The 7,576-nt window shown below is 33.1% G+C and carries 9 protein-coding genes and 2 pseudogenes; 1 reads left to right on the top strand and 10 read right to left on the bottom strand.

What is annotated here, in order from left to right:
- Positions 1–133, top strand: a pseudogene (locus tag KI356_RS28770) (PCYCGC domain-containing protein); the annotation flags it as partial.
- A 175-nt stretch (positions 134–308) separates the two neighbouring features.
- Here KI356_RS28770 and KI356_RS24745 read toward each other — a convergent pair.
- The 10 genes and pseudogenes from KI356_RS24745 to KI356_RS24705 all read right to left on the bottom strand — a co-directional run bounded on the left by KI356_RS24745 (position 309) and on the right by KI356_RS24705 (position 6,894).
- Positions 309–884 carry a class I SAM-dependent methyltransferase gene (locus tag KI356_RS24745; protein WP_212936757.1) on the bottom strand — a complete coding sequence of 192 codons (576 nt, stop codon included), beginning with the start codon at positions 882–884 and terminating at the stop codon, positions 309–311.
- A gap of 195 nt (positions 885–1,079) precedes the next feature.
- Positions 1,080–1,225, bottom strand: a pseudogene (locus tag KI356_RS28890) (Y-family DNA polymerase); the annotation flags it as partial.
- 469 nt (positions 1,226–1,694) lie between these two features.
- Positions 1,695–2,294 carry a DJ-1/PfpI family protein gene (locus KI356_RS24740; RefSeq protein ID WP_212936756.1) on the bottom strand — a complete coding sequence of 200 codons (600 nt, stop codon included), beginning with the start codon at positions 2,292–2,294 and terminating at the stop codon, positions 1,695–1,697.
- 303 nt (positions 2,295–2,597) lie between these two features.
- Complete coding sequence (locus KI356_RS24735) at positions 2,598–3,158, bottom strand: class I SAM-dependent methyltransferase (RefSeq protein WP_212936755.1); 561 nt, start codon at positions 3,156–3,158, stop codon at positions 2,598–2,600.
- Positions 3,159–3,375: 217 nt separating this feature from the next.
- On the bottom strand, positions 3,376–3,780 hold the full coding sequence (gene arsC, locus KI356_RS24730) for an arsenate reductase (thioredoxin) (RefSeq protein ID WP_212936754.1): 405 nt from the start codon (positions 3,778–3,780) through the stop codon (positions 3,376–3,378).
- Between the two features lie 25 nt (positions 3,781–3,805).
- On the bottom strand, positions 3,806–4,846 hold the full coding sequence (arsB, locus tag KI356_RS24725) for an ACR3 family arsenite efflux transporter (protein WP_212936753.1): 1,041 nt from the start codon (positions 4,844–4,846) through the stop codon (positions 3,806–3,808).
- Positions 4,847–4,864: 18 nt separating this feature from the next.
- Positions 4,865–5,302, bottom strand: a complete 438-nt coding sequence (locus KI356_RS24720) for an ArsI/CadI family heavy metal resistance metalloenzyme (protein WP_212936752.1) — start codon at positions 5,300–5,302, stop codon at positions 4,865–4,867.
- 60 nt (positions 5,303–5,362) lie between these two features.
- The gene (arsR, locus tag KI356_RS24715) at positions 5,363–5,668 is read right to left on the bottom strand and encodes an arsenical resistance operon transcriptional regulator ArsR (protein ID WP_000046018.1); all 306 of its coding nucleotides are present in this window, start codon (positions 5,666–5,668) and stop codon (positions 5,363–5,365) included.
- 265 nt (positions 5,669–5,933) lie between these two features.
- Entirely contained in the window at positions 5,934–6,560 is a 627-nt protein-coding gene (locus tag KI356_RS24710; RefSeq protein ID WP_212936751.1) for a hypothetical protein, read from the bottom strand.
- A 130-nt stretch (positions 6,561–6,690) separates the two neighbouring features.
- The gene (locus KI356_RS24705; RefSeq protein WP_212936750.1) at positions 6,691–6,894 is read right to left on the bottom strand and encodes a hypothetical protein; all 204 of its coding nucleotides are present in this window, start codon (positions 6,892–6,894) and stop codon (positions 6,691–6,693) included.
- Between the last annotated feature and the right edge of the window lie 682 nt (positions 6,895–7,576).

Here is a 7,576-nt window from a genome sequence, read left to right as displayed (position 1 = left end):
AATTACATGGAATTCACATGCGATGAATCACGCTGAGTGTGTAGATATCGCTTTCCAAGCTGTTTTAATGAAACAAAACGGAGCATCCCCTTTAGAAATAAACGGTACTCCAACGCCGATGCCAAGTGCTTAATATAATAAAAATATCTATTACTAAAAAACAGCCATATTGAATCAGTAAAGTTATTAAAAACGTCATCTTCTCTAATTTAACTTATTTAGAAAGGATAACGTTTTTTGCTTTATAAATAGCTCAGCGATGTGACAGTACCTCATATTGCCGTTTCATAATCATTTCTGTTTCCTTCTTATTCCCCACTATTTTTTGGGATTGAACAGCTAAAAATATAAGCTGGTGGTACATTTCTAAGCTCCCTTTTCACATCTATTCTATTAAAAAACTGATTAAGAAAACTCTTTTTAAATTTAGTATATTGAAAGGTAATAAAATTTCCACCCTCTTTTAAAATTTTGGTAGTAGTTAATAAAATTTTTTTTGAAACATTTAATGGCAAACTAGAAAAAGGAAGACCCGAAACAATATAGTCTGCATAAGGAATGCAATAGCCCTGTAGATACTCGTCAATATTTTCCGCAGACCCTAATACAATGAAAACATTTTTCTCTTTTTCAAATTTTTCTTTCAATAATAAATAAAATTCTTTATTATTTTCCACTAATAAAAGAGTAGTATTCGAATTTCGTTTTTCAAGTAATTTATTAGTGAATACACCCGTACCTGGCCCATATTCAACAATATATTTAGCTTCCTTAAAATTGATGCTTTCCACCATTTTATCTGCAAGAAACTTTGAACTTGGAAGTACTGCACCGACGTTTCTTGGATTAGCTATATATTGAGATAAAAAAGACAGAGGCTTCATATTTAATCACTCCAATAGTTTGAATTTACTACTATAGTTTAAAATTCAAACCTGAAGAAACTGGAGTGAAATCCTTAAGAATCCTTAAGATTTGAATAAGCTCTGTAAAAATAGTTTGTCTTAAAGGGCATACCTTATAAGCACTCCCTCTCTCCCCTTTACCATAGGTTTTTCAAACGTCAGATACAGAAATCCATATATTTCTCGTTCGAATTTCAAAGAAAGCTTATAAGATTACCCGTAATTATACGCATACTTGCGGTCATATCCATGAAAAATTCGTCGGTACTATATTGATGAAGATCTTCCGGTGCAACGTATTGTAAGGCTAAACTTGTTATATTGTATACGTAATTGGATTTTCAATCTTATATACTGCGAATCGAGTTTTTTTTAATATATGAAACAATTACATAAAAGTTACGGAGATCTACGCAAATAATAATCACACAAGGTCATCAATCCTAACACAAAGAACATTCGTTCTCTTTTAGAGTTTTTATACAAATTTTGGTTAAAATATTTTTTATATAGAAACTCATAACTTCTCCCCCAAAAACCATTAAAAAACTTAAGAATCCTTTTTCGTTTTTCATAAGAACTTCTGTCTATAATTAACCTTGTTTTCAAGATGTAATGATAACAAAGGAGAAATACATATAAAAAACAGATATGTTTATTCTTATGAGATAATTTCCGAAAAAAAAGTTCCAAAGAAAATAAGAAAACAATTGTAAAGTCGTATATAAACGAAAGAGCCTACTCACACGAGTTGGCTCTTTCTCTACTTACCAATAAAAAGAATTCAAATTAACCCCAAACAACACCTCGCCTCTCGTATTCCATTCTATATTCAACGGCAGCTGCAATTTTGGCGCTTGCGAACCTTTCCGTAATCCAAAGTCCCAAATCAAGTCCTGAAGTGACTCCTCTTGCAGTGATAATATTCCCTTGATCCACAATTCTGTAACGAAGAAGCTCTGCCCCATATTCACTGATTTCATTCTGCGCCAAATGATGCATCGTCGCCTTTCGACCATTCAATATACCGGATGCAGCTAGTAACATCCCTCCAGTACAAACGCCAACAACGATCGTTCCTGCATTGTGCATCTCTCTAATCATTTTTGTCAGGTTTCCAAGCTCTGCTTGCTTTCGTGCCCCATGTTCAGCTTTATGATTCCATCCACCACCAGGTACAATTAACAGATCTGGACGATTATCCATTCGTAAAAAATCATTTAGTTTAACCGTAACTCCAAATGAAGTAGTAACTTCTTGTTTTGCTTCACTCGAAACGAATTCAATCGTAAATGGAGCCCCTTCTTCTATCGCTCTTTTGAGTACCTCAAACGGCGCGAAAGAGACAAGTTCTCCGAAACCGTCAAACAATACAATTTGTATTTTCATTTTTGGACACCTCATATAGTTTCTTTTTTGAATCCCCAATTAGGAGAATAAATGTTATCTACAAATTAACAATGAAGACATTCTTTCTACTCTGACTTATTTAGTATCATTTTTAGGCACGTCGAGAGCCCAATTCTATCGTATTCCTTCATGACAATACTGGTTAATCTCTTTAGTTGTTCTATGTTTTTTGAAGATATTTTTTCTGACAATCTAGCCCCATTAATTATTACGTCCCAAACAAAAAAGCCGCATTTGCGACTCATGAACTTATAGGACTAATACATGCGTTAGTTGAATGACTTACCGTTTAATCGCATCAACAATTAACGATGGAAAACCAAGTTTATTTCCTTGATTTCTAGAATCATATCTTTTTGAACGGAAGATAACACCATCGCTTGCATCCCATTCGTTGTAATAAAATTGCCCATTTTCATCGCAATACTCAAGTAAAACTACTTCAAATCCAGCAGTTTCAAACATTTCCGTTAATGTTTTATAATTATGAACGATTTTATGGCTTGCAGCTGGATGGTCTTTCGGTCCAGGTCCGCCTACTTGAACTATGTTTTGATATGTTTCATCTTGGAAAAATGCATCAGGGACGCCGCACCGAATATGGCCTGATGGTTTTAAAAATTTATAGCAAACTTCAGCTGCTTTTACCCCTTCTTCAAAAGTAAGATGCTCCCATACATGCTCAGCTAAAATAGCTGAAATGGAGTTATGTTCAAATCTTCCTTCCCATGTCGTTTCAACTAATAAGTTCAGCTCATCTTCTTTCGTTTGAATCCAGCCTGGATTGTTATTAAATGCTCCAGCTCCAACTACTAATTTCATTTCGTCTTGTTTTATTACCATCACTTTCACCTCATAAGAATTTCAAGTCGTTAATCTTTTTCTATGCTTACTATAGGTTTTCCTTCTTTAGCTAAACTGCCAGCTCGTTCAAAAAACCTACACATGTATACCTTATCGGTTATTTACAAACTGTAGGTGGAGAATATAACTTTATATGAGAAATATAGTAAAAAAGAGCCAATCTCCTATACAATAGAAGATTAGCTCTTTCCTTTATTTACTCACCTGTTTCAGAAAATCGCTTTATACGTTCACCGATTTCATCACGAACACGTTGAAATTCAGACCACTCTTTTCCTGCTGGATCATCAAATCCCCAATGAACACGATTCACTTGCGGAGGTGTCGAAGGACAGACAGAATCTGCGTGACTACAAAGAGTAACGACTAAATCGGCATTATTTAAAATGCTTGAATCAATCATATCTGATGTTTGATTTGTTATATCGATATTTACTTCATTCATTGCTTTAATAGCATTTGGATTCACTCCATGTGCTTCGATTCCTGCAGAATATACATTCCACTTATCGCCTAAATATTGTTTACCCCAGGCTTCTGCCATTTGGCTTCGGCATGAATTTCCTGTGCATAAAAAGTAAATTGTCTTTTTGTTTTCCATGTTGTTTTCCACCTTTGTTTTTTAATTATACTGGTTGATCATTAAAATATTTACGTTTAAACCAAAAAGCAACATTTACAAGGGCAATCATTACAGGTACTTCGACTAAAGGTCCGATAACAGCTGCAAATGCTGCGCCTGAGTTAATGCCAAACACACCAACTGCTACAGCAATCGCTAACTCAAAATTATTGCTACCTGCTGTAAATGCTAACGTTGTCGTCACAGGATAATTTGCACCAATTTTTTTTCCCATAAAGAAAGAAACGAAAAACATCACAATAAAATAAATGAATAACGGAATTGCTATTCTTACTACATCAAATGGTACGCTAATAATCATTTCCCCTTTTAAAGAGAACATAACGATGATCGTAAATAGCAATGCAATTAGCGTAAGTGGACTAATCTTAGGTATAAACACCTTTTCATACCACTGTCTTCCTTTTAGCTTTACTAGTACAAAGCGTGTCAGCATACCTGCAAGAAAAGGAATCCCTAAATAGATAAAGACTGATTTCGCTACCTCTACCATTGTAATATCTACAATAGCCCCTTCAATCCCTAACCATTCCGGAATTACTGTTACGAACACGTATGCATAAACTGAGAAGAATAACATTTGGAATACCGAATTAAAAGCAACTAAACCTGCTGCATATTCTTTATCGCCATCTGCGAGATCGTTCCAAACAATTACCATTGCAATACAACGTGCTAAGCCAATCATAATAAGTCCGACCATATATTCTGGTTTATCAGGAAGAAAAATAATTGCTAAAACAAACATAAGTACCGGACCAATAATCCAGTTTTGTACTAAAGATAGAACTAACACTTTTACATCTTTAAATACTCGGCCCATTTCCTCATAGCGAACTTTCGCTAATGGTGGATACATCATTATAATTAAACCAACAGCAAGTGGAATAGACGTCGTTCCAACTTGTAATGCATTTAGTCCGTCTACTACACTAGGAAACACAAACCCTAAACCAATCCCAACAGCCATCGCTAGAAAGATCCATAGTGTTAAATATCGGTCTAGAAAAGATAAACGCTTCATTTTATTTTCCATCTCCCATTAACAACAAGAATTTTTAGCTACTTCATTGGAAGTCGTGCAACAAGATGACTCTTCCATTTTATGAACATCACTATCTGCTTTTGTATAAAAGAATTCCCACTCGTTCCCATCAGGATCCGTTACCCAAAACTTATCTTGCACTGCATAGCAACAAGTAGCATCCATCTCATCACGCGCAAAGAAACCTTCTTTTTCTAATCTTTCTTTATGTAATGTAATTTCTTCGGCTGTATCCACTTGGAAACCAAAATGATTCACCTGATTTCCATTCACTTCATCTCGTACGTTCAGCGTGAAATTAAGACCTGGGATTTCTAATAAAAATTTTGCATAATCCACTTTCACCTTGACTGGTGACACACCAAATACCTTTTCGTAGAATTCAATAGACTTCTCTAAATTCGTAACGTTTATACCAACGTGAACATATCTCATACCTTATTCCTCCTCTTTACATGTTATTAATCAATTTTTTTTGATTAATAAACCGAAATTTTAACAGCAACTACCTTTGCCTGTTTTTCTAAAGATACAGCACAATTCTTCTGATAATAAGTTATTCACTTCCGCATCATTTAAATCATAATAACTCCACGTACCTTTTGTTTCTTTTACAATTAAACCTGCATCTAATAAAATCTTCAAATGATATGACAACTTAGATTGCGTCATTTCAAAAACTTCAGTTAAATCACATACACAAGTCTGGCCTCGCTGACAAAGTTCATACATAATCTCTAAACGCTTCTGATCAGCCAACGCTTTAAATTTTTTCTCATAGAGCTGAAAATCTTGTGCCACTGTAGTTCACTTCCCTTCATCAACTTTTTTTGATATTTATAGTATATATGCTGGGGAGTTCTTTATGCAACTTATTCATCAATTTTTTTTGATTAATATAACGGAATTTGAGAGTTATCGTATCACTAAAGTATAGCAATGTAAGGAAGAAGGATGTTTGGTGTGAAGAATTTTTCTAGTAATTAAACTAGTGTAATTAGAAATCTACTCCCTCATATTTTAAAAATAAAAGCACTTAAATAATTAAGTGCTTAAATCGAATTCTCTAATTTGCTACTGAATGCATAAGTTCATGTCTAACTTGTACTATATAACTCATCGGAAATGAAATGCCCATTTCCTTCTCTATTATTGATTGTAGCTTAGGTCCTGATGCACCAATATTGCTTTTAATAATTTTACGAAGCTGATTATGACTGGGGTTAGTAAGAAGTAAAGTTTTATCCTTAAGAGGATTCTCATTTAGAAGGTTGTTAATATTTGAAGTGATCTCTTCACTAACATTCTTAATAATTTCATCAACTTCTTCTTTTGTAAATGATTCTTTCTCTTTACTATCTTGATTATATCCTTCAATAACCCCCTCCGTAACACTATGTAATACTCCTGGATCAATTCTATCCACTTTAGCATCTACATTTCTTACATTAATGGATATTTCATTTAATAAACGAGATAGTCGATCATTTACTCGTTGGTTATCGCTGTCCTGTTTAAGTGCAATAAAGATAGCCACCAGGGCTAATGCAATTGACACAGCGCTAGAAATTATAGAAAAATTCAATTCTATTGTATTACTATTATAAAATCCAGCTACTAATAAAATTATTACTGTGACTAATACTCCTACCAACCAAAACCAATCTCTATTTCCCCATTTCTTATTATCCATAAATTATCACCTCTAAAACATAATGCGAGAAAACAAACGTTCCATCCATGTGTTTCCATATAATTCTAATTATATGGAATACTAAGCACATAATCTCTTATAAAAAAGCATTCTGTAAGGAACGCTTTTTTTACAATTTAATTAGATTCACAACTATTGAGTGTTCACCGGGAGAATTAAAAATATTCTGATGAACAACCGATTCAACTTTGTATATATCTCCACCAGGAACTGGACTCTCAATAATATCTCCAGTTCCTGGAATTGTTAATAAATTATTAGGAAGGAGAGTTTGCTCTTCTCCATTTTTTATATGAATAAACTTTACTAGCACATATAACACTCCACTCTATTAATAGATTCAACAAAAATATACATTTTCAACTTTATAAAATTTAATAGTAACCATAGATTAGTTTTCTTCTCATCAAAATTTTTATTCTGTTAACATGCACAATGAAGTTTCATTATTCTTCCAATTACTTAATTATACTATGCAAATCTACACCAACATTATTAAGTAACTATAAAAAAAGCAAAAACAACTCCCTTCTGTACATATATTTACTTCAACCTATACGATTAAAAATAGCGTCAATCGTCGGCACTGTACACTCAGCAATTGTTATTGCCACAATTAGTCCGACAAAAAATACAGTTACACTCATTTAAACACCTCCTTTTTACAATAATACACTATTAGGTATTACAAAAATCTTTAAATTACATTATAAAAATGTTAACATTTGATTACGATTATTTATATAATAAAATATTATATAGGGGTTAACAAAATGGTTTTAGTCAAAGAAAAAGCATTTGTATATTTAAAACATAAATTAGATGAATATAACGAAAGGTTTGGCAATAAGATACTCTGCAACAAATATTTTCCTTATTCCACTTTGAATTTAATTATTTACTAAAATATATGAATAGCCGATTGAACAACCGTCATTATACTGCAGATGAAAGTCGTGACCTTATATATTTAATCGAAGAGTACCAAACTGTAC

Origin of the sequence: Bacillus hominis (assembly GCF_018332515.1) — a bacterium.
Classification (GTDB): Bacteria; Bacillota; Bacilli; order Bacillales; family Bacillaceae_G; genus Bacillus_A; species Bacillus_A hominis.
Note: the sequence above shows the minus strand (reverse complement) of the source record. Positions and strands in the feature narration are given on the sequence as shown.